The organism is Pantoea sp. OXWO6B1 (assembly GCF_001641135.1).
GTDB lineage: Bacteria > Pseudomonadota > Gammaproteobacteria > Enterobacterales > Enterobacteriaceae > Pantoea > Pantoea allii.
Window position 1 is genome coordinate 223109 of sequence record NZ_LWLR01000001.1, and the last position, 25736, is coordinate 248844.

General features: G+C 52.9%; 35 protein-coding genes. 4 read left to right on the forward strand and 31 right to left on the reverse strand.

The window, feature by feature from the left end:
- Positions 1 to 113: 113 nt before the first annotated feature.
- Genes rpsQ through rpsJ form a run of 11 tightly spaced genes read right to left on the reverse strand, consistent with a single transcriptional unit; the run spans position 114 to position 5065 of the window.
- Positions 114 to 368: a 30S ribosomal protein S17 gene (rpsQ, locus tag A6A26_RS03370; protein WP_006120589.1), complete on the reverse strand. Its 255-nt coding sequence runs from the start codon at positions 366 to 368 to the stop codon at positions 114 to 116.
- Entirely contained in the window at positions 368 to 559 is a 192-nt protein-coding gene (gene rpmC, locus A6A26_RS03375) for a 50S ribosomal protein L29 (RefSeq protein ID WP_006120588.1), read from the reverse strand. The genes rpsQ and rpmC overlap by 1 nt, the downstream gene beginning before the upstream one ends.
- The gene (gene rplP, locus A6A26_RS03380; protein WP_002438716.1) at positions 559 to 969 is read right to left on the reverse strand and encodes a 50S ribosomal protein L16; all 411 of its coding nucleotides are present in this window, start codon (positions 967 to 969) and stop codon (positions 559 to 561) included. Before rplP ends, rpmC begins: the two co-directional genes overlap by 1 nt.
- Before the next feature lie 11 nt (positions 970 to 980).
- Entirely contained in the window at positions 981 to 1679 is a 699-nt protein-coding gene (rpsC, locus tag A6A26_RS03385) for a 30S ribosomal protein S3 (RefSeq protein WP_006120587.1), read from the reverse strand.
- A 17-nt stretch (positions 1680 to 1696) separates the two neighbouring features.
- Positions 1697 to 2029, reverse strand: coding sequence for a 50S ribosomal protein L22 (gene rplV, locus A6A26_RS03390; RefSeq protein ID WP_002919773.1), 333 nt, complete (start codon positions 2027 to 2029; stop codon positions 1697 to 1699).
- Positions 2030 to 2042: 13 nt separating this feature from the next.
- Entirely contained in the window at positions 2043 to 2321 is a 279-nt protein-coding gene (gene rpsS / locus A6A26_RS03395; RefSeq protein WP_001138115.1) for a 30S ribosomal protein S19, read from the reverse strand.
- Between the two features lie 16 nt (positions 2322 to 2337).
- Positions 2338 to 3159 (reverse strand): 50S ribosomal protein L2, encoded by an 822-nt coding sequence (rplB, locus tag A6A26_RS03400; protein ID WP_063877465.1) that lies wholly within the window; start codon positions 3157 to 3159, stop codon positions 2338 to 2340.
- Between the two features lie 17 nt (positions 3160 to 3176).
- A complete protein-coding gene (gene rplW, locus A6A26_RS03405; protein WP_006120585.1) occupies positions 3177 to 3479 on the reverse strand; it encodes a 50S ribosomal protein L23 in 303 nt (100 codons plus the stop codon).
- Entirely contained in the window at positions 3476 to 4081 is a 606-nt protein-coding gene (gene rplD, locus A6A26_RS03410; protein WP_063877466.1) for a 50S ribosomal protein L4, read from the reverse strand. The genes rplW and rplD overlap by 4 nt, the downstream gene beginning before the upstream one ends.
- Before the next feature lie 10 nt (positions 4082 to 4091).
- Positions 4092 to 4721: a 50S ribosomal protein L3 gene (gene rplC, locus A6A26_RS03415; RefSeq protein ID WP_013027467.1), complete on the reverse strand. Its 630-nt coding sequence runs from the start codon at positions 4719 to 4721 to the stop codon at positions 4092 to 4094.
- 32 nt (positions 4722 to 4753) lie between these two features.
- On the reverse strand, positions 4754 to 5065 hold the full coding sequence (gene rpsJ / locus A6A26_RS03420; protein WP_006120582.1) for a 30S ribosomal protein S10: 312 nt from the start codon (positions 5063 to 5065) through the stop codon (positions 4754 to 4756).
- A 404-nt stretch (positions 5066 to 5469) separates the two neighbouring features.
- Between rpsJ and A6A26_RS03425 the strand changes: the two genes are divergently transcribed.
- A complete protein-coding gene (locus A6A26_RS03425) occupies positions 5470 to 6243 on the forward strand; it encodes a prepilin peptidase (protein WP_063877467.1) in 774 nt (257 codons plus the stop codon).
- On the opposite strand, the gene bfr is transcribed toward A6A26_RS03425, so the two are convergent.
- The 11 genes from bfr to fkpA all read right to left on the reverse strand — a co-directional run bounded on the left by bfr (position 6230) and on the right by fkpA (position 14474).
- Entirely contained in the window at positions 6230 to 6703 is a 474-nt protein-coding gene (gene bfr / locus A6A26_RS03430; protein WP_063877468.1) for a bacterioferritin, read from the reverse strand. The genes A6A26_RS03425 and bfr overlap by 14 nt on opposite strands.
- Before the next feature lie 105 nt (positions 6704 to 6808).
- Positions 6809 to 7003, reverse strand: a complete 195-nt coding sequence (gene bfd / locus A6A26_RS03435; protein WP_063877469.1) for a bacterioferritin-associated ferredoxin — start codon at positions 7001 to 7003, stop codon at positions 6809 to 6811.
- A 176-nt stretch (positions 7004 to 7179) separates the two neighbouring features.
- Positions 7180 to 8364 carry an elongation factor Tu gene (tuf, locus tag A6A26_RS03440; RefSeq protein ID WP_013027471.1) on the reverse strand — a complete coding sequence of 395 codons (1185 nt, stop codon included), beginning with the start codon at positions 8362 to 8364 and terminating at the stop codon, positions 7180 to 7182.
- A 68-nt stretch (positions 8365 to 8432) separates the two neighbouring features.
- On the reverse strand, positions 8433 to 10547 hold the full coding sequence (gene fusA / locus A6A26_RS03445) for an elongation factor G (protein WP_063877470.1): 2115 nt from the start codon (positions 10545 to 10547) through the stop codon (positions 8433 to 8435).
- A gap of 93 nt (positions 10548 to 10640) precedes the next feature.
- A complete protein-coding gene (rpsG, locus tag A6A26_RS03450; protein WP_063877471.1) occupies positions 10641 to 11111 on the reverse strand; it encodes a 30S ribosomal protein S7 in 471 nt (156 codons plus the stop codon).
- 96 nt (positions 11112 to 11207) lie between these two features.
- Positions 11208 to 11582, reverse strand: coding sequence for a 30S ribosomal protein S12 (gene rpsL / locus A6A26_RS03455; protein WP_006120575.1), 375 nt, complete (start codon positions 11580 to 11582; stop codon positions 11208 to 11210).
- A gap of 128 nt (positions 11583 to 11710) precedes the next feature.
- On the reverse strand, positions 11711 to 11998 hold the full coding sequence (gene tusB / locus A6A26_RS03460) for a sulfurtransferase complex subunit TusB (protein ID WP_063877472.1): 288 nt from the start codon (positions 11996 to 11998) through the stop codon (positions 11711 to 11713).
- 9 nt (positions 11999 to 12007) lie between these two features.
- Positions 12008 to 12367, reverse strand: a complete 360-nt coding sequence (tusC, locus tag A6A26_RS03465; protein WP_063877473.1) for a sulfurtransferase complex subunit TusC — start codon at positions 12365 to 12367, stop codon at positions 12008 to 12010.
- Positions 12367 to 12753: a sulfurtransferase complex subunit TusD gene (gene tusD, locus A6A26_RS03470; RefSeq protein ID WP_063877474.1), complete on the reverse strand. Its 387-nt coding sequence runs from the start codon at positions 12751 to 12753 to the stop codon at positions 12367 to 12369. Before tusD ends, tusC begins: the two co-directional genes overlap by 1 nt.
- The gene (locus tag A6A26_RS03475; RefSeq protein ID WP_063877475.1) at positions 12753 to 13475 is read right to left on the reverse strand and encodes a helix-turn-helix transcriptional regulator; all 723 of its coding nucleotides are present in this window, start codon (positions 13473 to 13475) and stop codon (positions 12753 to 12755) included. The genes tusD and A6A26_RS03475 overlap by 1 nt, the downstream gene beginning before the upstream one ends.
- Positions 13476 to 13637: 162 nt before the next feature.
- Positions 13638 to 14474, reverse strand: coding sequence for an FKBP-type peptidyl-prolyl cis-trans isomerase (gene fkpA, locus A6A26_RS03480; protein WP_024471368.1), 837 nt, complete (start codon positions 14472 to 14474; stop codon positions 13638 to 13640).
- A gap of 269 nt (positions 14475 to 14743) precedes the next feature.
- On the opposite strand from fkpA, the gene A6A26_RS03485 reads away from it, so the two are divergent.
- Positions 14744 to 14962, forward strand: coding sequence for a protein SlyX (locus tag A6A26_RS03485; protein WP_013027478.1), 219 nt, complete (start codon positions 14744 to 14746; stop codon positions 14960 to 14962).
- Positions 14963 to 15053: 91 nt separating this feature from the next.
- Here A6A26_RS03485 and slyD read toward each other — a convergent pair whose 3' ends face one another.
- From slyD to kefG, 4 genes are all read right to left on the reverse strand, one after another.
- Positions 15054 to 15620, reverse strand: coding sequence for a peptidylprolyl isomerase (gene slyD / locus A6A26_RS03490; RefSeq protein WP_063877476.1), 567 nt, complete (start codon positions 15618 to 15620; stop codon positions 15054 to 15056).
- A 196-nt stretch (positions 15621 to 15816) separates the two neighbouring features.
- Positions 15817 to 16011: a YheV family putative zinc ribbon protein gene (locus A6A26_RS03495; protein WP_063877477.1), complete on the reverse strand. Its 195-nt coding sequence runs from the start codon at positions 16009 to 16011 to the stop codon at positions 15817 to 15819.
- Between the two features lie 23 nt (positions 16012 to 16034).
- Complete coding sequence (kefB, locus tag A6A26_RS03500; RefSeq protein WP_063877478.1) at positions 16035 to 17840, reverse strand: glutathione-regulated potassium-efflux system protein KefB; 1806 nt, start codon at positions 17838 to 17840, stop codon at positions 16035 to 16037.
- Positions 17841 to 18392: a glutathione-regulated potassium-efflux system ancillary protein KefG gene (gene kefG, locus A6A26_RS03505; RefSeq protein ID WP_063877479.1), complete on the reverse strand. Its 552-nt coding sequence runs from the start codon at positions 18390 to 18392 to the stop codon at positions 17841 to 17843.
- A 111-nt stretch (positions 18393 to 18503) separates the two neighbouring features.
- Between kefG and A6A26_RS03510 the strand changes: the two genes are divergently transcribed.
- Positions 18504 to 20408 carry an ABC transporter ATP-binding protein gene (locus A6A26_RS03510; RefSeq protein WP_063877480.1) on the forward strand — a complete coding sequence of 635 codons (1905 nt, stop codon included), beginning with the start codon at positions 18504 to 18506 and terminating at the stop codon, positions 20406 to 20408.
- A gap of 75 nt (positions 20409 to 20483) precedes the next feature.
- Here the strand turns inward: A6A26_RS03510 and tauD are convergent, their stop codons facing one another.
- Genes tauD through tauA form a run of 4 tightly spaced genes read right to left on the reverse strand, consistent with a single transcriptional unit; the run spans position 20484 to position 23902 of the window.
- Positions 20484 to 21323, reverse strand: coding sequence for a taurine dioxygenase (gene tauD, locus A6A26_RS03515; protein WP_063877481.1), 840 nt, complete (start codon positions 21321 to 21323; stop codon positions 20484 to 20486).
- Positions 21320 to 22150: a taurine ABC transporter permease TauC gene (gene tauC / locus A6A26_RS03520; RefSeq protein ID WP_063877482.1), complete on the reverse strand. Its 831-nt coding sequence runs from the start codon at positions 22148 to 22150 to the stop codon at positions 21320 to 21322. The genes tauD and tauC overlap by 4 nt, the downstream gene beginning before the upstream one ends.
- Entirely contained in the window at positions 22147 to 22914 is a 768-nt protein-coding gene (gene tauB / locus A6A26_RS03525) for a taurine ABC transporter ATP-binding subunit (protein ID WP_063877483.1), read from the reverse strand. Before tauB ends, tauC begins: the two co-directional genes overlap by 4 nt.
- Before the next feature lie 10 nt (positions 22915 to 22924).
- Positions 22925 to 23902 (reverse strand): taurine ABC transporter substrate-binding protein, encoded by a 978-nt coding sequence (gene tauA, locus A6A26_RS03530; protein WP_063877484.1) that lies wholly within the window; start codon positions 23900 to 23902, stop codon positions 22925 to 22927.
- Positions 23903 to 24137: 235 nt separating this feature from the next.
- Here tauA and A6A26_RS03535 point away from each other — a divergent pair, with 235 nt between their 5' ends.
- A complete protein-coding gene (locus tag A6A26_RS03535) occupies positions 24138 to 25118 on the forward strand; it encodes a LacI family DNA-binding transcriptional regulator (protein WP_063877485.1) in 981 nt (326 codons plus the stop codon).
- A gap of 2 nt (positions 25119 to 25120) precedes the next feature.
- Here A6A26_RS03535 and A6A26_RS03540 read toward each other — a convergent pair whose 3' ends face one another.
- Positions 25121 to 25723 carry a LysE family translocator gene (locus A6A26_RS03540; protein WP_063877486.1) on the reverse strand — a complete coding sequence of 201 codons (603 nt, stop codon included), beginning with the start codon at positions 25721 to 25723 and terminating at the stop codon, positions 25121 to 25123.
- Between the last annotated feature and the right edge of the window lie 13 nt (positions 25724 to 25736).

Genomic DNA, 25736 nt, shown 5'->3' on the forward strand with positions numbered 1-25736 from the left:
GAAAGCCCCATAATTGAGGGCGCGGCATTATAACACCGGTTCTCGCAGATGGGTAGAAAAAATGAACGGCTCATCCGAGCCGTTCATTCGATTTTTAAAGAGGGCAGATTCTATTACAGAATTGCTTTCTCTACAACGCGAACAAGTGTCCAGGACTTAGTCTTAGACAGTGGACGGCATTCGCGGATTTCTACCACGTCACCGATTCCACATTCGTTGTTCTCGTCATGGATGTGCAGCTTAGTCGTACGCTTAATGAATTTTCCATAAATTGGATGCTTCACGAAACGCTCGATAGCAACAACCGCAGATTTCTGCATTTTGTCACTAACGACACGACCCTGCAGAGTACGGATTTTATCGGTCATTACGAACCCGCCTTCTCAGTCAGTAAAGTCTTAACGCGCGCAACATCACGGCGAACCTGCTTCAGCAGATGAGACTGCTGCAGTTGGCCAGATGCTGCCTGCATGCGCAGGTTAAATTGCTCACGCAGCAGATTAAGCAGCTCAGTGTTCAGCTCTTCAACGCTTTTTTCACGCAGCTCTGTTGCTTTCATTACATCACCGTCTTAGTTACAAAGGTGGTTTTGATAGGCAGTTTTGCTGCTGCCAGCTTGAATGCTTCACGGGCCAGCTCTTCTGGTACGCCGTCCATTTCATACAGGACTTTACCAGGCTGGATCAGGGCAACCCAATACTCGACGTTACCCTTACCTTTACCCATACGCACTTCCAGCGGCTTCTCGGTGATCGGTTTGTCCGGGAATACACGGATCCAGATCTTACCTTGACGCTTAACTGCACGGGTCATAGCACGACGTGCTGCTTCGATCTGACGGGCAGTCAGACGACCACGGCCAACAGCTTTCAGACCGAAAGTCCCGAAGCTAACATCCGTACCCTGCGCCAGACCACGGTTGCGGCCTTTATGCACTTTACGGAATTTTGTACGCTTTGGTTGTAACATAGCGACTCTCCTTACTTACGGCCTTTACGCTGCTGCTTTTTAGGTTGAGCAGCCGGTTCCGGTTGTTCAACAGCAGCCATACCACCCAGGATCTCGCCTTTGAAGATCCATACCTTAACGCCGATTACACCATAAGTGGTGTGCGCTTCAGAGGTGTTGTAGTCAATGTCAGCACGCAGAGTGTGCAACGGCACGCGACCTTCACGATACCATTCGGTACGTGCGATCTCGGCGCCGCCCAGACGGCCGCTAACTTCAACTTTAATACCCTTCGCGCCCAGACGCATGGCGTTCTGAACCGCACGCTTCATAGCACGACGGAACATCACACGACGCTCCAGCTGTGAAGTGATGCTGTCAGCAACCAGTTTCGCGTCCAGTTCCGGTTTACGGACTTCGGCGATATTGATCTGTGCAGGAACGCCAGCGATTTTCGCTACGACCGTGCGCAGTTTTTCAACGTCTTCACCTTTCTTACCGATCACGATGCCAGGACGAGCAGTGTGAATAGTCACACGGATGCTCTTAGCCGGACGCTCGATAACGATACGAGATACAGACGCCTTCGCCAGTTCCTTAGTCAGGTACTGACGTACTTTAAAGTCGCTGTCCAGGTTGTCAGCGAATTCTTTGGTGTTCGCAAACCAGGTAGAGTTCCATGGTTTTACAATACCCAGGCGAATACCATTAGGATGTACTTTCTGACCCATTGCTAGTCTCCAGAGTCTCAGCGATCGGACACAACCACAGTAATGTGGCTGGTGCGCTTCAGGATGCGATCTGCACGACCTTTTGCACGAGGCATAATGCGCTTCATGCTTGGGCCTTCGTCGACGAAAATTTTCGCGACTTTGAGATCGTCGATATCAGCGCCATCGTTGTGTTCAGCGTTAGCAATGGCAGATTCCAGAACTTTCTTGACCAGTACAGCCGCTTTCTTGTTGGTGTAGGTCAAAATATCCAGTGCCTGCGACACTTTCTTACCGCGGATCAGGTCAGCAACAAGGCGAACCTTCTGAGCAGAAGAACGAGCGTGGCGATGTTGAGCTAAAGTTTCCATCTCTTCCTCCTACTTATTTCTTCTTGGCTTTTTTATCAGCCGCGTGACCGCGATAAGTACGTGTCGGCGCGAATTCACCCAGTTTGTGACCAACCATTTCGTCGGAAACAAAGACAGGAACGTGCTGACGACCATTATGGACAGCGATGGTCAAACCGATCATGTTAGGAAAGATCGTTGAACGACGGGACCAAGTGCGCAAAGGCTTCTTGTCACCGCTTTCCACCGCTTTCTCTACCTTCTTCAGCAAGTGCAGGTCAATAAAAGGACCTTTCTTGAGAGAACGTGGCATGGCTTATCCTCTAATATTATTTGCTACGGCGACGTACGATAAACTTATCGGTACGCTTGTTGCTACGGGTCTTCTTACCTTTGGTCTGAACGCCCCACGGGGTTACCGGGTGCTTACCAAAGTTACGACCTTCACCACCACCGTGCGGGTGATCTACTGGGTTCATCGCGGTACCACGAACGGTCGGACGAACACCACGCCAACGGGTTGCACCGGCTTTACCCAGAACGCGCAGCATATGCTCAGCGTTACCGACTTCGCCCAGAGTTGCGCGACAGTCAGCTTCGACTTTACGCATTTCACCTGAACGCAGACGCAGGGTTACGTAGGAACCATCACGCGCAACGATCTGCACGTAAGCACCGGCTGAGCGAGCAATCTGACCGCCTTTGCCTGGTTTCATTTCTACGTTGTGAACGGTAGAACCCACCGGGATGTTACGCATCGGCAGTGTGTTACCTGCTTTGATCGCAGCATCAACGCCAGATTGGATCTGGTCGCCGGCTTTCAGGCCTTTAGGGGCCAGGATGTAACGGCGTTCGCCGTCTTTGTACAGAACCAGTGCGATATTCGCAGAGCGGTTCGGATCGTACTCAAGACGTTCAACGGTTGCCGGGATACCATCTTTGTTGCGTTTGAAATCAACCAGACGGTAAGCCTGCTTATGACCACCACCGATGTGACGGGTAGTGATGCGACCGTTGTTGTTGCGGCCACCGGATTTGCTGTTCTTTTCCAGCAATGGAGCAAACGGCTTGCCCTTGTGCAACTCTGGGTTCACCACTTTAACGACGTGGCGACGACCCGGAGATGTCGGTTTACATTTAACAACTGCCATTGTCTTTCTCCTCCGACTTACTCAGCGCCGCCGACGAAGTCCAGATTCTGGCCTTCCTTCAGGGTGACGTAAGCTTTTTTCCAGTCGCTACGACGACCGATACGCTGTCCGTGACGCTTAACTTTACCTTTAACTACCAGGGTGTTTACGTCTTTAACTTCTACTTCGAACAGCTTCTCAACAGCAGCAACGATCTCTGCTTTAGTCGCGTCTTTAGCTACTTTGAGTACGATGGTGTTGGTTTTTTCCATCGCGCTAGATGCCTTTTCAGATACGTGCGGCGCGCGCAGTACTTTCAGCAGACGTTCTTCACGGATCATGCCAGCATCTCCTCAACTTGCTTAACTGCATCAGCAGTCATAACGACTTTGTCGAAGGCGATCAGGCTAACTGGGTCGATACCCGCTGCATCACGCACGTCAACCTTGTACAGGTTACGCGCAGCCAGGAACAGATTCTCATCCAGTTCACCGGTGATGATCAGCACGTCTTCCAGCGCCATGTCTTTCAGCTTCTGTGCCAGCAACTTGGTTTTCGGTGCTTCGACAGAGAACTGCTCGACGACGATCAGACGGTCTTGACGTACCAGTTCGGACAGGATGCTTTTCAGCGCGCCGCGGTACATCTTTTTATTAACTTTTTGACTGTGGTCTTGTGGCTTCGCAGCGAAGGTTACGCCACCTGAACGCCAGATTGGGCTCTTTACAGAACCTGCTCGCGCACGGCCGGTACCCTTCTGACGCCAAGGCTTTTTGCCTGAACCAGTGACTTCGGCGCGAGTTTTCTGCGCACGACTACCCTGGCGGGCGCCTGATGCGTAAGCAACAACAACCTGGTGAACCAGCGCTTCGTTGAAATCACGACCGAAGGTAGTTTCGGAAACAGTCAGCGCGCTCTGCGCGTCTTTCAATACTAATTCCATTGCTATCCCCTTACGCCTTCACAGCTGGTTTAACGATCAGGTCGCTACCGGTAGCACCGGGAACTGCACCTTTAACCAGCAGCAGGTTGCGCTCAGCGTCAACACGTACTACGTCCAGGCTCTGAACCGTTACGCGCTCATTACCCAGCTGACCTGCCATTTTCTTGCCTTTGAACACTTTGCCCGGAGTCTGGTTCTGACCGATAGAACCCGGAACGCGGTGAGACAAGGAGTTACCGTGGGTCGCGTCCTGGGTACGGAAGTTCCAGCGCTTAACGGTACCTGCGAAACCTTTACCTTTAGAGGTGCCAGTTACGTCTACTTTTTTAACGTCAGCGAAAATTTCAACGCTGATGCTCTGACCTACGGCATACTCATCACCTTCAACGGTGCGGAATTCCCACAGGCCACGGCCGGCTTCAACGCCAGCTTTAGCAAAATGACCAGCTTCAGGTTTGGTCACACGGTTTGCTTTTTTAGCACCGGTGGTAACCTGAATTGCCTGGTAACCATCGTTTTCCAGGCCTTTGACCTGAGTAACGCGGTTCGCTTCAACTTCGATTACGGTTACTGGGATAGAAACGCCATCTTCAGTGAAGATGCGGGTCATTCCCACTTTTTTACCGACTAAACCAATCATTGTTTCAACCTCTCAATCGCTCGATGACCTGATTAACCCAGGCTGATCTGCACGTCAACACCGGCAGCCAGGTCCAGACGCATCAGAGCATCAACGGTTTTTTCAGTTGGCTCAACGATGTCTACCAGACGCTTGTGAGTGCGAATTTCGTACTGATCACGCGCATCTTTGTTAACGTGCGGAGAGATCAGAACGGTAAAGCGCTCTTTGCGGGTTGGCAGCGGGATCGGACCACGTACCTGCGCACCAGTGCGCTTGGCAGTCTCGACGATTTCCGCGGTTGATTGATCGATCAGACGATGATCAAACGCTTTAAGACGGATACGGATTCTTTGGTTCGACATGAGACCAAGGCTCCAAACATTTTATAGACGAAAAAAATTACTACTCGAGCCCATTACGATTGATGGGAGAGTGTAATCGTTCAGCATATAACTCCACAGTTGGGAGTATTGTCAGACGGCCCAAAATTCTGCCGTCTGCGATTCAGCTCGAATCGCGCCCACCAATATCGGTAGGCCCGCGCATTATACGTATATTTGCTCAGGAAGCAACCCATGTTGCGTTTTTGCCCGTGAAAAGTGCAATCGGGCTTGTTTGCTAAAGCCAGCACAAGATGATGAAGAGTAAATGCAAAACTGTAATTCCTCTGTGAGTGACCTTCCACGTTGCTGATCCTGCCCATGACTCCGAATCAGCCTTCAGTCAGGCTGTAGCGACATTTCCGGTCTCTTCGAGGTGACAAGCGGTGCTCATCATTCTGTTTACTGTTACGGCACTCGGTGCCGCACTCGGCAGCTTTCTTGCGTTGGCCTGCCAGCGCTATCATCCGGCCATATCGCCAGACGACTGGTTCACTTCCCTCTGGACGCCGCCCTCGCATTGTACGCACTGCCAGGCACCTGTCTTATGGCGAGACAGAATCCCGGTGATAAGCTGGCTGCGCCTGCACGGCCGCTGTCGGTTTTGCCGACGTCCTGTCGGCCTGCTCCCGCTGCTGTTTGAGTTAACGGGCGCCCTGCTCTGCCTGTTACTGGCTATGTTGTTCAGTGACCACCTCATCGTGGCCGCTTTTATTCTGACGGCATCCTGCCTGTTATTGTTACTTGCAGCCATCGACCAGCGTCATCTCTTGCTACCGGACGTGCTGACAGGCGCGTTACTTTGGCTGGGACTCGCACGCTTCTTTTTCTATAAGCCAGTCACTGTATCTGCGGCAGTGGGTGGCGCAATTGCAGGTTATGGCTCGCTGTGGCTGCTTGCCTGGCTATATCGTCAGATAAAGAATCAGGCGGGATTAGGCTACGGGGATATTAAACTTTTTGCCGCGCTGGGCACATGGTGCGGTTGGCAGGCCCTACCCTGGATTGCACTGGTTGCCAGCCTGACGGCTCTGCTTGCCTTTATCGCACTGGTCGTCATCAACAGGACGTTGTCTGTAAACAGCCCGCTTCCCTTTGGTCCATTCCTGGCCGTCGCGGGCTGGGGAGTGATAGTGATTCAAAGCCTCACTCGTCTCTGATTTGCGCCTGAAGGTAGTTTTGAATGCCCATTTTATTGATCAGCTCCAGCTCGGTCTCGATCCAGTCAATATGATGCTCTTCGTCTGCCAGGATTTGGATCATCATATCCCGACTCACGTAGTCATGAATTTTGTCGGCATACGCGATAGCTTCACGCAGATCTTTTGCACCTTCGAGTTCAAGATTGAGATCGGACTGTAACATCTCTTCCACATCCTCACCAACCCTGAGCCGTCCCAGATCCTGCAGATTCGGGATGCCTTCAAGAAACAGGATACGTTCAATGTATTTGTCCGCATGCTTCATTTCATCGATGGACTCATGGTACTCAACATCATTAAGACGCATCAGCCCCCAGTTTTTGAACATCCGTGCGTGGAGAAAATACTGATTGATCGCAACCAGTTCATTCCCCAACAGTTTATTGAGATGACTTATGATTTTCGCATCGCCCTTCATTTCACGTCCTCCGCTCATGTTTATTTGAGCGTAGATGCGGTTAAAAAGAAGTCAAAAAAACGCGATGAAAATTGTGGGTATTATCATGTCCGATGACGAAAGCCTTCAGGCTATCTCTTTATACTGCGGAACCTGCTGCATCTCATCGTCCATGATTTCACGGGCGACACGAATGCATTTACCGCATTGCTTTCCTACTGGCACGATTTGGCGCAGTTGCTGAATAGATTTTGGCTGATAGCGGCGCACGACTTCACGGAGGGTTTTATCACTGATGGCATTACACAGACAGACGTACATTTATTCATCACTCAGTCTATTTCGTGCACACAGTGTAAATGCGAATCGTTTTTATTTCAAACCTACCCTTTGTAAGGGAAAATGCGTTTTGAACGATTTAAAGCAAAAAAAAGAGCACCGAAGTGCTCTTTTTTATTTTGCTGTGACCGCGTAAGCAGTCACATCAGATATCACAATTAAGCGATAACTTTAGCAACAACGCCCGCGCCAACGGTACGGCCACCTTCGCGGATGGCGAAGCGCAGACCTTCGTCCATTGCGATTGGGTGAATCAGGGTAACAACCATTTTGATGTTGTCGCCCGGCATGACCATCTCAACGCCTTCTGGCAGCTCTACTGAACCGGTCACGTCTGTGGTACGGAAGTAGAACTGTGGACGGTAGCCCTTGAAGAACGGAGTATGGCGGCCACCTTCGTCTTTAGACAGAACGTAGACTTCTGACTCAAACTTGGTGTGTGGCTTGATTGAGCCCGGCTTAGCCAGTACCTGACCACGCTGGATGTCTTCACGCTTGATACCGCGCAGCAGAACACCACAGTTTTCGCCTGCCTGACCCTGGTCCAGCAGTTTGCGGAACATTTCAACGCCGGTACAGGTTGATTTCGCAGTATCTTTGATACCCACGATTTCAACTTCGTCGCCGACTTTAACGATGCCGCGCTCTACACGACCGGTCACAACGGTACCACGACCAGAGATTGAGAATACGTCTTCGATTGGCAGCAGGAATGGCATATCGATTGCACGTACCGGGTCCGGGATGTAGTTATCCAGGTGACCAGCCAGCTCAACGATTTTCTCTTCCCACTCTGGGTTGCCTTCCAGCGCTTTCAGAGCTGAACCGCGAACGATTGGAGTATCGTCGCCCGGGAAGTCGTACTGTGACAGCAGGTCACGGACTTCCATCTCAACCAGTTCCAGCAGCTCTTCGTCATCAACCATGTCACACTTGTTCAGGAACACGATGATGTAAGGAACGCCTACCTGACGACCCAGCAGGATGTGCTCACGGGTCTGCGGCATTGGGCCGTCAGTCGCAGCAACAACCAGGATCGCGCCGTCCATCTGCGCAGCACCGGTGATCATGTTTTTCACATAGTCGGCGTGGCCTGGGCAGTCAACGTGCGCATAGTGGCGAGACGGGGTTTCATACTCAACGTGTGCAGTGTTGATGGTGATACCACGTGCTTTTTCTTCCGGGGTGCTGTCGATCTGGTCGAACGCACGCGCCTGGCCACCGTTGGTTTTAGCCAGAACGGTAGTGATAGCTGCAGTCAGGGTGGTTTTACCGTGGTCGACGTGACCGATGGTGCCCACGTTTACGTGCAGTTTGTTACGTTGAAATTGCTCTTTCGCCATGGCGATATTCCTTACGTTATGCCTTCATCACTTTGGACGAAGGCATCAGTTCAAATTTAAACCGTAGCTTATTTGCTACGAGCTTCAATAACGGCCTGCGCAACGTTGTTCGGCGCGTCGTCATACTTCAGGAACTCCATGGAGTACGAAGCACGACCTTTGGTCAGAGAGCGCAGCTGAGTTGCATATCCGAACATTTCAGACAGCGGGACTTCAGCGTGGATCTGAACGCCAGTAGCGTTAGATTCTTGCCCTTTGAGCATACCACGACGACGGCTAAGGTCACCGATTACGTCACCGGTGTTCTCTTCTGGGGTCTCGACTTCAACCTTCATGATAGGCTCAAGCAGAACTGGCTGCGCTTTCTTAAAGCCATCTTTAAAGGCAATAGACGCGGCTAGTTTAAACGCCAGCTCAGAGGAGTCAACGTCATGGTAAGAACCGAAGTGCAGACGAACACCCAGATCCACAACCGGATAACCGGCCAGTGGGCCTGATTTCAACTGCTCCTGGATACCTTTATCAACCGCAGGGATGAATTCGCCAGGAATTACACCACCTTTGATATCGTTGACAAATTCGTAACCTTTCGGGTTCGAACCTGGCTCCAGTGGGTACATGTCGATAACAACATGACCGTACTGACCACGACCACCAGACTGCTTGGCGTGCTTACCTTCAATACCGGTAACTTTAGAGCGGATCGCTTCACGATAAGCAACCTGTGGTTTACCCACGTTTGCTTCAACGTTGAATTCACGCTTCATACGGTCAACGATGATGTCGAGGTGCAGCTCACCCATACCGGCGATGATGGTCTGGTTGGTTTCTTCATCAGTCCATACGCGGAATGATGGATCTTCCTTCGCCAGACGACCCAGAGCCAGACCCATTTTTTCCTGGTCAGCTTTGGTTTTCGGCTCAACGGCGATAGAGATTACCGGCTCAGGGAATTCCATGCGCTCAAGAATGATGACGTTGTCTGGATCACACAGCGTGTCACCCGTGGTTACGTCTTTCAAGCCGATCGCTGCTGCGATGTCGCCCGCACGAACTTCTTTGATCTCTTCACGTTTGTTGGCGTGCATCTGAACAATACGGCCCAGACGCTCACGGTTTGACTTAACCGGGTTGAACACGGTGTCGCCAGTGTTAACCACACCAGAGTAAACGCGGAAGAAGGTCAGGTTACCAACAAACGGGTCGGTAGCGATTTTGAACGCCAGTGCAGCAAACGGCTCTTTGTCGTCTGAGTGACGCTCAGCCGGCGTGTCTTTACCGTCGTCCAGCATACCGTTAATCGCGGTAACGTCAGTCGGTGCTGGCAGGTATTCAACAACCGCATCCAGCATCGCCTGAACACCTTTGTTCTTAAATGCAGAACCACAGGTAACCAGGATGATTTCGTTCTTCAGAACGCGTTTGCGCAGAGATGTTTTGATCTCTTCTTCTGTCAGTTCTTCACCGCCGAAGAATTTCTCCATCAGCTCATCAGAACCTTCAGCTGCAGCTTCAACAAGCTTCGCACGCCATTCTTCAGCCAGTTCCTGCATATTAGCTGGGATATCTTCGTATACGAAGGTAACGCCCTGATCGGCATCGTTCCAGTTGATAGCTTTCATTTTCACCAGGTCAACAACACCGGTAAAGCCGTCTTCTGCGCCGATGGCCAGCTGAAGTGGAACTGGGTTTGCACCCAAGCGCGCTTTCATCTGATCAACAACTTTCAGGAAGTTAGCACCCATGCGGTCCATTTTGTTAACGAACGCAATGCGTGGAACTTTATATTTGTTCGCCTGGCGCCATACGGTTTCAGACTGTGGCTGAACACCACCAACCGCACAGTAAACCATGACTGCGCCATCAAGCACACGCATAGAACGCTCAACTTCGATGGTGAAGTCAACGTGTCCCGGGGTGTCGATGATGTTTACGTGGTGTGGTTCAAACTGCTTAGCCATACCAGACCAGAAACAGGTGGTCGCAGCAGACGTGATGGTAATACCACGTTCCTGCTCCTGCTCCATCCAGTCCATGGTTGCTGCGCCGTCATGGACTTCACCGATTTTGTGGTTTACACCGGTGTAGAACAGAACACGTTCGGTAGTTGTAGTCTTACCGGCGTCGATGTGGGCACTGATACCAATGTTACGGTAGCGCTCAATGGGTGTTTTACGAGCCATTTGATTCCTCTGATTCTTAGACGTTCTAAGTTAAAAAAGCCCAGCAGGTGAGTCACTGGGACGCCCGCTGGGTTAATAACAACTACGAAGCTGTTACCAGCGGTAGTGTGCGAACGCCTTGTTGGCTTCTGCCATGCGGTGAACGTCTTCACGTTTCTTAACTGCAGTACCTTTGTTTTCTGCAGCATCAGAAAGTTCGTTCGCCAGGCGGAGAGCCATAGATTTATCACCGCGTTTACGAGCAGCTTCTACAATCCAACGCATTGCCAGGGCATTACGACGAACCGGACGGACTTCAACTGGAACCTGGTAGGTAGACCCACCAACGCGACGTGACTTAACTTCGACAGTCGGACGCACGTTCTCGAGAGCAACCTCGAACGCTTCCAGGCCATCTTTACCAGCGCGTTGAGCCAGGGTCTCAAGCGCGGTGTAGACGATAGTTTCGGCAGTAGACTTTTTACCATCTACCATCAGGATGTTTACAAATTTAGCCAGCAGCTCTGATCCGAACTTAGGATCCGGCAGAATTTTACGCTGACCAATGACGCGACGACGTGGCATGGAAATACTCCGTTGTTAATTCAGGATTGTCCAAAACTCTACGAGTTTAGTTTGACATTTAAGTTAAAACGTTTGGCCTTACTTAACGGAGAACCATTAAGCCTTTGGCTTCTTCACGCCGTACTTGGAGCGTGACTGCTTACGGTCTTTAACACCTGAGCAGTCCAGCGCGCCACGGACGGTGTGGTAACGCACACCTGGCAAGTCTTTAACACGACCGCCACGGATCAGGATCACGGAGTGTTCCTGCAGGTTATGACCTTCACCGCCGATGTAGGAGGTAACTTCAAAACCGTTAGTCAAACGCACACGGCAAACTTTACGCAGTGCTGAGTTTGGTTTTTTAGGAGTGGTAGTGTACACACGAGTACAAACACCACGTTTCTGCGGGCAAGCTTCCAGCGCCGGCACGTTGCTCTTTGCAACTTTGCGGACGCGTGGTTTGCGAACCAGCTGGTTAACTGTTGCCATTAAATAGCTCCTGGGATTTAGCTTTTTGCTTCGTAAACACGTAATAAATCACCTCGTAGAATTACGAGGAGGCAGAATTTTAGGGCTGTGTCAAAAGGGTGTCAAGAAATAACCAGGGGGTCAGCGAATTACCAGGCCATTTGTTGTCGATGTTTTACCGTTAACGCAACGAAAAAAGTATAGTCTACTGGCTGCACAATGGGAGAAATTTGCTCACTCAGCCCGCGTGCGCTCAGATCGTCTTGCAGCGCCCAGAGTTTTACACCGCAGGCGCTCAGTTTTTCCAGCGCCCTACTGCCCTGGATCGCTGCCAGTACGCCGTCCTGCAACAATAACAGGTCGTCGTCCGGGCTCAACAGTAAGGACAGCGTATCAATGTCGCTGTAAGCCGGCGAATGAAATAAAGTATGCAGCATGACTCGCTCTTAAAAAGTCAGGATTCGGTCAAAGCCAGCCAGTTTTTGACGCAGTAACGGCGCATCTAAAATCTCAGCATCCAAAATACGCGGAGCACTTTCCGCTAAACCGCGAACCCGCAACGCGTCCCGACACAGGTAACATTGCTCGATATCATACAGCGCCAGCACACCAAAGGTCGCGGCATAATGACGACTGTGAATATTTTCTGGCTGTTGCCCACTGTTGAGCTGAAGTACACCGTCACCAATAAAAAACAGGCCGATGTCATCGCTTAATGCACCGGTCGCCAAGGCAGCATCCAGCCCTTCACGACCTGCACTGGTGCCATGCGGCGCACGGGTAAAGACAAACGCAACACGATTCATCAGAACTGCACCATGCGTTCGCACCGCAGTGCCGCTTCAGCCAGCGCACCCAAGCCGGCCAGCATGAAGCCGGGTTGCAGATTGGCGCCGGGCAACGCCAGCCTTGACGCTTCCTGTTGATCGGTCACGCCGCGCCGTAATGCTGCTGCGACACAGATATTCAGCGCGACGCCCTGTGCCTGGCTCAGTGACTGCCACGCCCGGACCAGATCAAACTCATCACTGGCCGGTGCCGTCAGCTGATTCGCATTCAGCACGCCTTCCCGGTAAAAAAACACACTGTCCAGTTGATGGCCGGCTGCCAGCAACGCGTTGGCAAACAGCAGAGCGCTGGTCGCCTGTTGCGTGCCATAGGCGGGGCCCGTGACCAACAGCGCGTAACGCATTAGCGATCCTGCCCCTGGAAGTCACCGTTTTTAAACTGACGGATGTAGAGATACACGGTGTGCTTGGAAATATTTAAGCGGTCTGCAACCTGGTTGATGGCATCTTTGATGTCGAAAATACCTTTCTCATACAGGTTTAATACGATCTGACGGTTCTTGGCATTATTCGACACATTGCGATCGGCGCTCACTTCTTCAATAGTAAATTCCAGCGTTTGCATGACCAGGTCGTCTACCGAACTTGCAAAGTTAACGTTGGAGTCAACCTGCTGCATTTCAGGCGGCAGAAATGTCGACATAATCTGTGAAAACGGTACATCAAGGTTCATGTTGATACACAACAGCCCAATAACCCGCTGCTGACGATTGCGAATCGCGATTGTCACTGACTTCATCAACACACCGCTTTTCGCACGGGTAAAGTAAGCGCGGGAAACATTGCTGTCTGCGCCCTGCATATCATGCAGCATCCGCAACGCTAAGTCCGTAATGGGCGATCCGACTTTACGACCAGTGTGCTCACCGTTAGCAATACGCACAGCCGAACAGTTCAAATCCTCCAGTGAGTGCAGGACGATTTCACAATGCGAGCCGATCAGCATGGCAAGGCCATCTACGACAGCCTCATACGACTTTAAAATATCGTAATCAGTTTGCTCGAACGGATGCTGCTCCAGAAGATCGAAGTCGCTCAGTTCACCGGGATTGAATGGATTAGACATTGAAGACATCACCCTACATGGCTGGAGCCTGTCACAGCGGCTTACGGGCAGACTCAATATTGGGATAATTATGCAGGCGATAGTCTGGCAAATGTCGCGGGCTTATGCCAGAGGTTTGTCATAATGCGCAGAAACCGCCACCCGAAGGTGGCGGCAGACAGATTACTGGGATTTCTTCGCGTCAGCAGCAGGTGCCTGCGTTTTTTCATCTGCTTTTGGTGCAGGTTTGATATCAAGCAGTTCAACATCAAAGACCAGGGTAGAGTTCGCTGGAATACCCGGAACGCCGTTCTTACCATAGGCAAGATTCGGTGGGATAACCAGTTTGATCTTACCGCCTTTCTTAACGTGCTTCAGGCCTTCGGTCCAGCCTGGGATCACGCCATCAAGACGGAATGACAGTGGCTCACCGCGGGTGTAAGAGTTATCGAACTCCGTACCGTCGATCAGCGTACCTTTGTAGTTAACGACCACGGTATCGCTGTCTTTCGGCGCATCACCGGTGCCTTCTTTCTCTACTTTGTACAGCAGACCGCTGTCGGTTTTCTTCACGCCGCTCTCTTTGGCAAACTTAGCGCTGTAAGCTTCACCTTTCTCGGCATTTTCTTTCGCATCTTTTTCCATCTTGGCTGAAGCCGCGCCTTTCACACGCACTTCAAACGCCTGCAGTGTTTGCTCGATCTCTTCGTCAGACAGTTTGCTCTTGCCACCAAACGCATCCTGAACACCGGCAATCAGCTGCTGTTTGTCCAGTTTGATGCCCAGCTTCTCTTGTTCTTTCAGAGAGTTGTCCATATAACGGCCCAGTGACGCACCCAAAGCATACGCAGATTGCTGATCTTCATTTTTGAAGGCTGCATTTTTTGGAGCCTGAGGAGCAGTCTGAGGCGCATCGGCTGCTGCCGGTGCCGCTGCAGTTTCTGCAGCCATTGCCAGCGGAGCATTCAGCGCGACGGCCATGGTGGTAGCTAACAATGTGACTTTGAACAGTGATTTCATCCTTTCTCCAAAACCGAAGCCTGACACCTCGGGAATCATTGCGGACTGCGGGCCCACACTATAACTTTACGTGGCAGTGGCGAACACTCCCACAGCGTAATTATCTGGTCTACTTCCGACCTTTTTTGCGTCAGGAAGTTTCACCAGAGATGATGCCATCTGGGCCTTTTTCAAGCTAAACGCTAAATAAAACATAAAAAATAGGGCAATTCTGCAACGTCAGCCTTTAGAATTATGCGCTGAGTAGCACCTTAACAGGAGAACAGGTCATGCAACAGTCAGAGTGGGAACAACGTATTGAAACGCTTGAAAGCAAACTGGCTTTTCAGGAGATGACTATCGATCAACTGAACAATACCGTGGTCCAGCATGAACTTGAAATGAGTAAGATGCGCGAACATATGCGTCTGTTGCTTGAGAAGTTTAAAGCCAGCGCGCCATCGATGATTGCCGATCCGTCAGAAGAAACCCCACCGCCGCATTACTGATACAGGCCTGGGTCCCCGAACATCTGGCGCGATCCGAAAGACGCAAAAAAGTAAGGCCACCCGGAGGTGGCCTTGAAATGCAGAGTCGAACTTAGTGGCTGCAACCGCAACCGCCAGTACCGCAACCACCCTGACCGTGGTCATGATCGTGGTCGTGGTCATGGTCATGGTCGTGATCGTGGTGATGGCCATCAGCACCGTGAACGTGGCCATGAGCCAGCTCTTCCGGTGTGGCTTCACGAATCGCAACCACCTCAACATTGAAATTCAGGTTCTGACCCGCCAGCATGTGGTTACCGTCAACCACAACATGCTCGTCTTCAACTTCGGTGATTTCAACCGGCACTGGACCCTGGTCGGTTTCCGCCAGAAAACGCATGCCAACCTGTAATTCGTCAACGCCCATAAAGACGTCTTTAGGTACGCGCTGTACCAGGTTGTCATCGTACTGACCGTAAGCGTCGTTTGCCGGGATATGCACGTCAAACTTATCGCCCGCTACGTGGTTTTCCAGCGCGTTTTCCAGACCAGAAATCAGGGAACCATGACCGTGCAGATAGTCTAACGGTGCACTCACCGGTGACTCGTCAACCAACACACCGTCTTCTGTACGTACCTGATAGGCCAGGCTTACCACCAGGTCTTTTGCTACTTTCATGATATCTCCTAACCGTTGAGAACTAAGATCCCGTCTCATTGGTCTATTCTTGCGTGCAATAACACCAACCAGAAAGGTTCGGGGCTGAGTACAAGAGGCTGTCTTTTTCTCTTGCGACCACAGCGTTAATGGCGTCAATTGTAACGGAATTCAATCCCGCTGTGTGGTTAAGCTTAAAAAAAGCTGGGCCATTTCGCTACTCTGGATGGAAAATGCCTATCACTTGCTCATTGCCACGAACCTGATCGCGCGCCTGTTTATCCGCTTCGCGCATTTGATGGCCGCACTTCACACACTCAACGACATCGACATTGTTTTCGCGCCACATAGCCAACGTGTCTTTTTCCTGGCAGTGCGGACAAACCGCACCGGCAATAAAACGTTTACGCATGATGCTCTACCTGCCTCTTCTGATTACTCATCGTCGTCCCAGTCATGGATCTGACGCCTTTCGTGCTGCATTTCGCGCTGAAAAATATCTTCAAGTTCACGCCGAGCTTCACGTACCCGAGAAATCTGTGCCTTGTCAGATTGGGCGGGCACCAGTTCCCGCAACATACGCATATCCAGCCGACGGAAGTGCTGCTGCGCACGGTGCGCCTGATGCGGATGCATCCCCAGCGACATCAATGTCTTGCGGCCCAGCTCCAGCGCACTGGAGAAGGTTTCACGCGAGAACTGCGTGACGCCTGCCTGCAGCAGTTCATGGGCTTCTACGCGGCCGCGAGCCCGCGCCATGATATGCAGATGCGGAAAATGCTGCTGGCAGAGATGCACAATCGTCATGGCATCTTCAGGATTGCTACAGGTAATTACGATGGATTGCGCACTGGCCGCACCCGCCGCACGTAGCAGCTCCAGCTCGGTGGCATCACCATAATAAACCTTGTAGCCATATTTTCGCATCAGGCTCACTGCGCTGATATCCCGCTCCAGTACCGTGATACGTTTATTGTTCGCCATCAGTAAACGACCAACGACCTGACCAAAACGACCAAAGCCCACCACGATGACCTGGGGCTGATCGTCCTCGACGAACGGCTTTTCAGCATCTTCGTCAATTTCATTAAAACGACGCGCTAACAGCCGATCGATGACCTGCATCAGAAGTGGCGTGGTCATCATGGACAGGGTTACGGTAACCAGCAGGAGCGGCAGTTGATCGCCCGAAAACAGTTTGGCCGATGAGGCCGCAGAAAACAGCACAAAGGCAAACTCTCCGCCCTGGCTCAGTACACCGGCAAACTGCTGGCGCTCCGAGCTGCGCAAACCATAAATCCGTCCCAGCACATACAAAACCAGGATCTTCACCGCCACCAGCACCAGTACGCCCAGCAAGATCGCGATAATATGGGTATAGAGCACGCCAAGATTCAGCGCCATGCCTACCGAAATAAAAAACAGCCCCAGCAGTAAACCTTTAAACGGCTCGATCGCCACTTCCAGCTCGTGCCGGTATTCACTTTCCGCCAACAGGATACCGGCGATAAACGTCCCTAACGCCATGGATAAGCCCAGCGCATCCATAAACAGCGCCGAACCCAGCACCAACAACAATGAAGCCGCGGTAAACACCTCGCGTACGCCCGAGGCCGCGATATAGCGAAAAATGGGGCGCAGCAAATAGCGGCCCCCAATTAACATGCCGGCAAAGGCCAGCACCTTCATGCCCACTTTCATCCAGTCGATGCTGCCGCTGTCATTTCCTGCCAACAGTGGAATCAACGCCAGAGCCGGTATCACCGCCAGGTCCTGAAACAGCAGCACCGAAAAACCTAACTGCCCGGATTCGCTGCGATTCATGCCTTTATCGCGCATCAGCTGGAGCGCCATCGCCGTGGATGACATTGCCAGGCCAATACCGCCAATGACCGCGGCTCGCCAGTCAAACTTCGTCAGCCACAGCAGCGTGCCCAGAATCGCCGCTGAAAAAATGACCTGCGCCGCGCCAATACCAAAAATGGACCGGCGCAGCGCCCACAGCTTTGCCGGATTAAGTTCCAGCCCGATGATGAACATCAGGAACACGACGCCCAGCTCGGAAAAGTGCAGGATCTCGTCAACGTCGCTAATAAAACCCAGTCCCCAGGGTCCGATAGCAATACCGGCCAGCAAATATCCCAAAACTGCGCCAATACCGAGGCGCGCCGCTACCGGTACGATCAGTACCGCCGCGACCAGATAGATCACTCCCGCGGTCAGCAGCGTTTGTCCTTCCATTTATAACCCTCCATTCGGCAGCGGTGCTGCCAGCCAGTCGCTGTATGCGCGGGCATAATTTTTCAGTAAATCGGGGTGCTGGCGGCGGGCCCAGTAGATAATCATCGGCGGCATCCAGTGCATACGGCACATCTGCGCCGTCAGCTCAAAGGGGCGCAAAATGTCATTCATGGAATAACGGTTAAGCCCGTGCTTCTGGAACGCCGTTTCTGGCTCTCCTGTGGTCACAATGCTGCGCCAGTATTTTCCTTCCAGCGCATTACCATCTACGCCGTTGGCAAACCCCCGCGACAGTACGCGATCCAGCCACTCTTTTAACAGCGCCGGACAGCTATAGGTATAGAGCGGATGCTGAAAAATAATCACATCATGCTCACGCAGCAGCTGCTGCTCGTGGTAGACATCGATAAAAAAATCCGGGTAGGCAGCATAGAGATCGTGAACGGTGACATGTTCTGTTTTCTCAGCCGCCTCCAGCAAAATGCGATTTGCTTTCGAATCCTGTGCTTCAGGATGAGCAAATAGCAGCAAAATCTTAGGTGGCTGCGACATCCTTTCCCTCCAAAGCGTCGTCATTGGTGCAGATTTCCGCTACCATGCACAACGCAACAAGAACCCAATTATGTTGCAGGTAAATTAACATATTCTGACGATACGGCGCTTATGATTGTCTTCTCTGCCCTACAAATTCGCCGCGGTATTCGCGTCCTGCTCGATAACGCGACCGCTACCATCAATCCCGGCCAAAAAGTCGGGCTGGTGGGTAAAAACGGCTGTGGAAAATCCACGCTGCTGTCGTTGCTGAAAGGCGAGATCAGCAGCGATGCTGGCTCCTTCACCTTTCCCAGCAACTGGTCACTCGCCTGGGTTAATCAGGAAACTCCTGCCCTGAGCCAGGCTGCCCTTGACTATGTCATCGATGGCGATCGCGAGTACCGCCAGCTTGAAGCGGAACTGGCAGAGGCGAACAGCAGCAATGACGGAAATGCCATCGCCCTGTTGCACGCTAAGCTCGACACCATTCAGGCATGGACGATTCAGTCACGTGCCTCAAGCTTGTTGCACGGGCTGGGATTTAGTCAGGAACAGCTTCAGCGTCCGGTGAGTGATTTTTCTGGCGGCTGGCGCATGCGACTTAACCTGGCGCAGGCGTTGCTGTGTCGTTCAGACCTGCTGTTGCTGGACGAACCGACTAACCACCTCGATCTGGATGCGGTTATCTGGCTGGAGCGCTGGCTGAAAAGCTATGAAGGCACGCTGATTCTAATCTCACACGATCGCGACTTCCTTGATCCTGTGGTGGATAAAATTATCCACATCGAGCAGCAAACGATGATCGAGTACACCGGCAACTACAGCTCCTTCGAACGCCAGCGCGTAGCCAAGCTGGCACAGCAGCAGGCGTTATATCAGAGCCAGCAGGAAAAAGTGGCTCACCTGCAAAAATATATTGATCGCTTCCGCGCTCAGGCGACCAAAGCGAAGCAGGCCCAAAGCCGCATTAAGATGCTGGAGCGCATGGAGCTGATTGCGCCTGCGCACGTCGATAATCCCTTTAGTTTCAGCTTCCGCGCACCGGAAAGTCTGCCTAATCCGCTGCTGAAAATGGAAAAAGTGACCGCAGGCTATGGCGATCGCATTATTCTTGATGCCATTAAGCTTAACCTGGTGCCCGGCTCACGTATTGGCTTGCTGGGCCGCAACGGTGCCGGTAAATCCACGCTGATCAAGCTGTTGGCTGGCGAGCTTAGCGCGAAGGTGGGCGAGATTGGCCTGGCAAAAGGCATTAAGCTGGGTTACTTCGCCCAGCATCAGCTCGAATTCCTGCGTGCCGACGAATCGCCTTTACAGCACCTTTCCCGTATCGCACCGAAAGTGTTAGAGCAGCAGCTACGTGATTACCTTGGCGGCTTTGGCTTTCAGGGCGATAAAGTCACGGAGATCACCGAACGGTTCTCCGGTGGAGAAAAGGCACGCCTGGTGCTGGCGCTCATCGTCTGGCAGCGCCCTAACCTGCTGTTGCTGGATGAACCCACCAACCATCTGGATCTGGATATGCGTCAGGCATTAACCGAGGCGCTCATCGATTTCGAAGGGGCGTTAGTGGTGGTCTCGCACGATCGCCATCTGTTACGCGCCACAACGGACGATCTCTATCTGGTTCACGATGGCAGCGTCGATGTGTTCCCCGGCGATCTGGAAGATTATCAGCAGTGGCTGAGCGATCTGCAAAAACAGCAGACGCAGCAGGACGCGGCACCTAAGCAGGACAATGGCAACAGCGCCCAGGCCCGTAAGGATCAGAAGCGCCGTGAGGCGGAGCTACGGACGCAAACCCAGCCGCTGCGCAAAGAGATTGAGAAATTAGAAAAGCAGATGGCGAAATGGCAAAGCCAGCTCGCCGACGCCGAAGCACTACTCTCGGACAGCGCCATCTACGAACAGCAGCGTAAGGCCGATCTCACTGCCGCGCTACAGAAGCAGGCCGAGAGTAAATCGGCGCTGGAAGAGGTGGAGATGGCCTGGCTGGAGGCGCAGGAGCAACTGGAAACGATGCTCACCGCCTGATCCAGGCGGCTGCGTTGGGACGTCTTCATCCCATCTGAGTTCACACCGCCGTACCGGCTCAGCGTCCGGTACGGTTCAATAGGGTTTATCGCCCAGCACCGTTGCCCGTTGCATCACCCGCCGTGTTGGATAATAGTCCGCATTCGCATAGTGCTGTGTAACCCGGTTGTCCCATATGGCCAAATCGTTTGGCTGCCAGCGCCAGCGCACCTGAAACTCCGGTTTCGTCACGTGGGCAAACAAGAAGCCCAATAGCGCCTCGCTCTCTTTCTGACGGATATCCATGATTCGGGTAGTAAATCCCTCGTTCACAAACAGGGCTTTTTTGCCGCTGACGGGATGCGTACGGATCACCGGATGGTACACCGGTGGGTTTTTCGCGACGGCCTGTTGCCAGCGCTGATGCTCCTCTGGCGTGTTGCGGTGCTTGTATTCGGGAAACGATTTTGTAAAGTCATGTTCAGCCTGCAGTTCAGCCAGTAAGGTTTTAAAAGGCGCAGACAGCGCCTCATACGCCGCGATGCCGCTGGTCCACAGCGTGTCACCGCCACACTCCGGCAGCACTTTGGACGCAAGCAACGCCACGGCTGGCGGCGTTTGAATAAAGGTCACATCGGTGTGCCAGTTATCATTATCTGGCGGATTATCCTGGTGCGTATCCAGAACAATGATCTCTTCAACGCCTTCCGCATGCGGATAAACCGGGTGGATATGAAGATCGCCAAAGCGAATCGCCAGCGCACGATGCTGTTCGGGCGTAATAACCTGCTCACGCAGGAACAGGACCTGGTGGCGCAGCAGCGCATGATAGAGCTGTTCAAACTGCGCGTCACTGAGCGGACGGGATACATCAAGGTTGCCAACCTGGGCACCAATAAAAGGCCCGAGTGGCTTAATCTCTAACTTTTCGTTCATTTTTGCTCTCCATTCCAGGGCGTCAGGCGGCGCTGCAGCGCACGCAGACTCAGCTCTAAACTAAACGCAACCACGGCAATAACCGCGATCCCCGCCAGCACCACATCTGTCGCCAGAAACTCACCCGCCGACTGCACCATAAAACCTAAACCCCGGGTGGCCGCGATGAGCTCGGCGGCCACCAGCGTTGACCATCCCACACCAAGGCCAATTCGTAATCCCGTCAGTATCTCTGGCAAGGCGCCGGGTAAAATGACCCAACGCAGCTGCTGCCAGCGGTTCGCTCCCAGCGACGCCGCCGCGCGCAGACGCACCTGCTGCGCATTGCGCACGCCAGCGACCGTCGACAGCACCACCGGGGCAAATATCGCCAGAAAAATCAACAATATTTTCGATGTCTCACCAATACCGAACCAGATGACCATCAGGGGCAAATACGCCAGCGGCGGCACGGGCCGGTAAAGCTCAATCAACGGGTCGATCAGCGCACGTACCACCGGGCTGATGCCCATGGCAATCCCCACCGGGATGCCGATCGCCGCTGCCGCAGTTAAGGCAATCAGCATACGTGTCAGGCTGGCGGACAAATGCTGCCACAGCGTGGCGTCCATAAAGCCTTGTGGACCGGCAACCAACAGCAGCTTTCGCACCACCTGCTGTGGCGAAGGTAAAAACAGCGGTGCAATCAGCCCCAGCGCGGTCACACTCCACCAGATGAACAGCAGCAGGAGCAGGCTTAGCGCGCTCAACGTAAACGGGGTGGAAAAAGGCCAGCGCAGGCGACGCTGGCGCACGCTTGTCGGCTCATCATTGACCAGCGCACTCATACAAATGCCTCCCGCTGTTCAAATACCCGACTCAGTACATATTCCCGCTGAGCAATAAAATCAGGATCGGATTTGATGCTGCGGCAGGATTCGCCCTCCACAAAACGCTGACCGAAATTAAGCGTCAGTTTTTCCTGTACCCGGCCCGGCGACGGAGAGAGCAGCACCAGCTCGCTGGCCAAAAAGATGGCTTCTTCAATGTCATGGGTGATAAGCAGAATCTGCTTACCACTGTTACGCCACAGGGTTAATAGCAGCGTTTGCATTTGCTCGCGGGTGAACGCGTCAAGCGCGCCGAAAGGCTCATCCAGCAGCAATAACTGTGGATCGGCCGCCAGCGCCCGGGCGATACCAACGCGCTGACGCTGACCACCGGATAGCTGCCAGATCTGCCGTTTTTCCGCGCCTTCCAGCCCAACGCTTTTGATAAAGCGCCGTGCAATCACCTCACGCGGCTGGCGCGCCATGCCGGCGAGCTGTAAACCGAAAGCCACATTATCCAGTACGTTACGCCACGGCAGCAGGCCTTCACTCTGAAACACCACGCCACGCTCTGCGCCCGGCCCGAGAACAGGCTTTTCGTCCAGGGAAATCGCGCCGGATTCGACCGGTAAAAACCCGGCAATCAGGTTAAGTAAGGTGGTTTTGCCACAGCCTGACGGCCCCAGAACCACCATCAGCGCTTTTTTATCAAGCTGCAGCGTGATGTCCTGTAACACAGGCTGACCGGCATAACTCGCGTTCAGGTGAGCGATACGTAACATGCTGTTCTCCTCAGGGTTTAACCAGGGGCGCAACAAAACGGCTGGTCACATAACTGCTGTAATCATTGCCTGCCTGCGGCACTTTGCCCTGCGCTTTCAAAAACTGCGCCGTATCCACAATGGCTTGATTAACAGGCTGTTCCAACTGCGTAACCTGTTGCGCGGCGGTGAGGTAGGTATTGCCCTTAACCAGCGCCGGAACCTGCTGTTCTGGCACGCCGCTTAAACGCGCGAGTTTGCGCAGATTGTCGGGCTGTTTAAGCCACTGCTCGGGATTGTCGAGATAGGCTTTCTGCGCCTCAAGGGTGCTGCGGGCAAAGGCGGTAACGATATCAGGATGTTGCTGAGCGAAGTCTTTGCGCACGACCCAGACATCCAGCGTGGGCGATCCCCAGCGGCCAACCTGTGAAGAGTCCGTTAAGACGTGGCCGTCCTTTTCCAGCGCATTCACTGCGGGCGCCCAAACGTACGCACCGTCAATGTCGCCGCGTTGCCAGGCTGCCACAATGGCGGGCGGCTGTAGATTCACCAGTTGAACCTGGGAAGGCTTGATGCCCCAGTGTTTTAAGGCAGAGAGCAAGCTGTAGTGCGTGGTGGAAATGAACGGGACGGCGATGCGTTTACCTATCAGGTCCTGAGGACTGGCGAGGTTTTTTTTGACCACCAGCGCCTCTGAATTCCCCAACTGTGAAGCCAGTAAGAAAGCTTCGACAGGCAGCTGTTGCGTCGCCGCCACGGCTAACGGACTGGACCCAATATTGCCGATCTGGACATCACCCGAGGCCAGTGCCCGCAGTACGCCCGCGCCGCTGTCGAATTTGCGCCACGCAACCGTCGCACCGCTCTCTTTGGCAAAGGTGTTATCTGCCTGCGCCACTTTGGCCGGTTCCGCCGAGGTTTGATAAGCCACCGTCACATTGACCGCGCAGGCCTGAAAGGCCAGCAGTGACAGCACAGAAGCCAGAATCGTTAATCGCCCTTTCAACATGATTTTTTCCCATCACTTTTATGATGTGGGCAGTGTTGCTGGCGAGATTAATTTCACAAAGGAATTAAAAGTTATCCCTAATAGAAAGAAATTCTTAGATCATCATCTGCAATAGATTGCCGTTATATGCAAATTAAAATTCAGACAAAAAGCCATAAATTTGTCAGGCGCTCACATGCAGGTTGTGCTATTGATATGCGCTATTATTTGCTCCCTGGTGAGGTCTGCGAGTTCGATGTCGATCGACAAAGTTGCCCTGTTAGCTGGCGTGTCTAAGGCCACGGTATCCCGCGTGCTTAACGCTCACCCAGGTGTGAAGGCGGATACGCGTCAGAAAGTGCTGGATGCCATTTCCACAAGCGGCTATCAACCCAACCTGTTAGCCCGTCAACTGCGTACCTCGCAAAGCCATATGTTGCTGGTACTGATTTCAGATATCACCAATCCCTTTTGCGCCCGGGTGGTGCAAGGCATTGAAGCGGAAGCAGAAATGCACGGTTACCACATCCTGCTGTGTAATTCTGCCTCACAGTTTAAACGTGAGGCCGCTTACCTGACGCTGTTAACAGGCAAAGTGGTTGATGGCGTCATTACGATGGACGCGGCGGCCGGCCTGCAAAGCCTTATTGATATCATCGGCGATTCGCCCTGGATTCAGTGCTGTGAGTTTGATCCACAGATTGCGGCCTCCTCGGTCTCCATTGATCATCTTGAAGCCGCCCGTGACACCATACATTACCTTGCCGCCAGGGGCCGCAAGCGCATCGCGCTGGTGAATGGCGACATGCGTTATCTGTATTCCCAGTATCGTGAGCAGGGCTATCGCCAGGCCATCGAACAGTCGGATTTAGGCTGGGCAGAGGTGGTGTATACCGAAGGCATTTCCTGTGAGGAAGGCAGCCGGGCGTTACAGGAGATGTTGCGCCTGCCAGAACGACCGGACGCTGTCTTTGCCGTTTCCGATGTGCTGGCAGTTGGCGTGGTCCATGCGGCGCTGGAAGCTGGCTTGCGCGTACCGGACGATCTCGCTGTGGTCGGTTTTGACGGTATCCCGTTTACCAGTAGCCTGAATCCGCCGTTGACCACCATAGAGCAACCGATGTATCAGTTGGGTGCACGCAGCGTACAGTTGCTCCTGAAGAAAATTCGCCAGCCGCACGCGCCAGTTGTCAGGGAAGTGTTACCCTGGAAACGCCTGGAGCGTGCGTCCAGTTAGGATCAGTGCCAGATCAGCAGTACGCACGCCGCCGTTAACAGTCCCATGCTGAGGTTAAATATTTTCCACGCGCGCGGACTGCGTAAAATGCGGCCGATCATGGCGCCAAAGCCCATCCAGATAATGCCCGCCACCAGATTGACCATAAACATCCCCCCGCTGATTAACAGTACAGAGTGATGATAACCGGCACCGGCCAGGCTAAAGCTCGCTATCGCCCCCAGGGCCATTAACCAGGCTTTGGGATTGATCAGCTGCAACAATCCTCCCTGCCAGAAAGGCATGGGCGCGACCGGCACCGCATCGGTCTCGAGCTTTTCATAGGCCGCAGTGGCGATTTTCCATGCCAGCCACAGCAAATAGAGGCTACCGGCCACTTTCAGAATCAAGTGCAATGAGGGATAGAGCAGAATCAATCCTCCTACGCCAAACGCCACCATGAGGAGCATCAGCTGCATACCAATCATGATGCCAACCATCAACGGAATGGTGCGAATAAAACCAAAGTTGGCACCTGAGGCGGTGAGTAACATATTATTAGGTCCGGGTGTTATCGCCGCGACCCAGAGAAACCCTAACAGTGATAAAAAAAGACTGAGTTCCATTTAACCGGGTTCT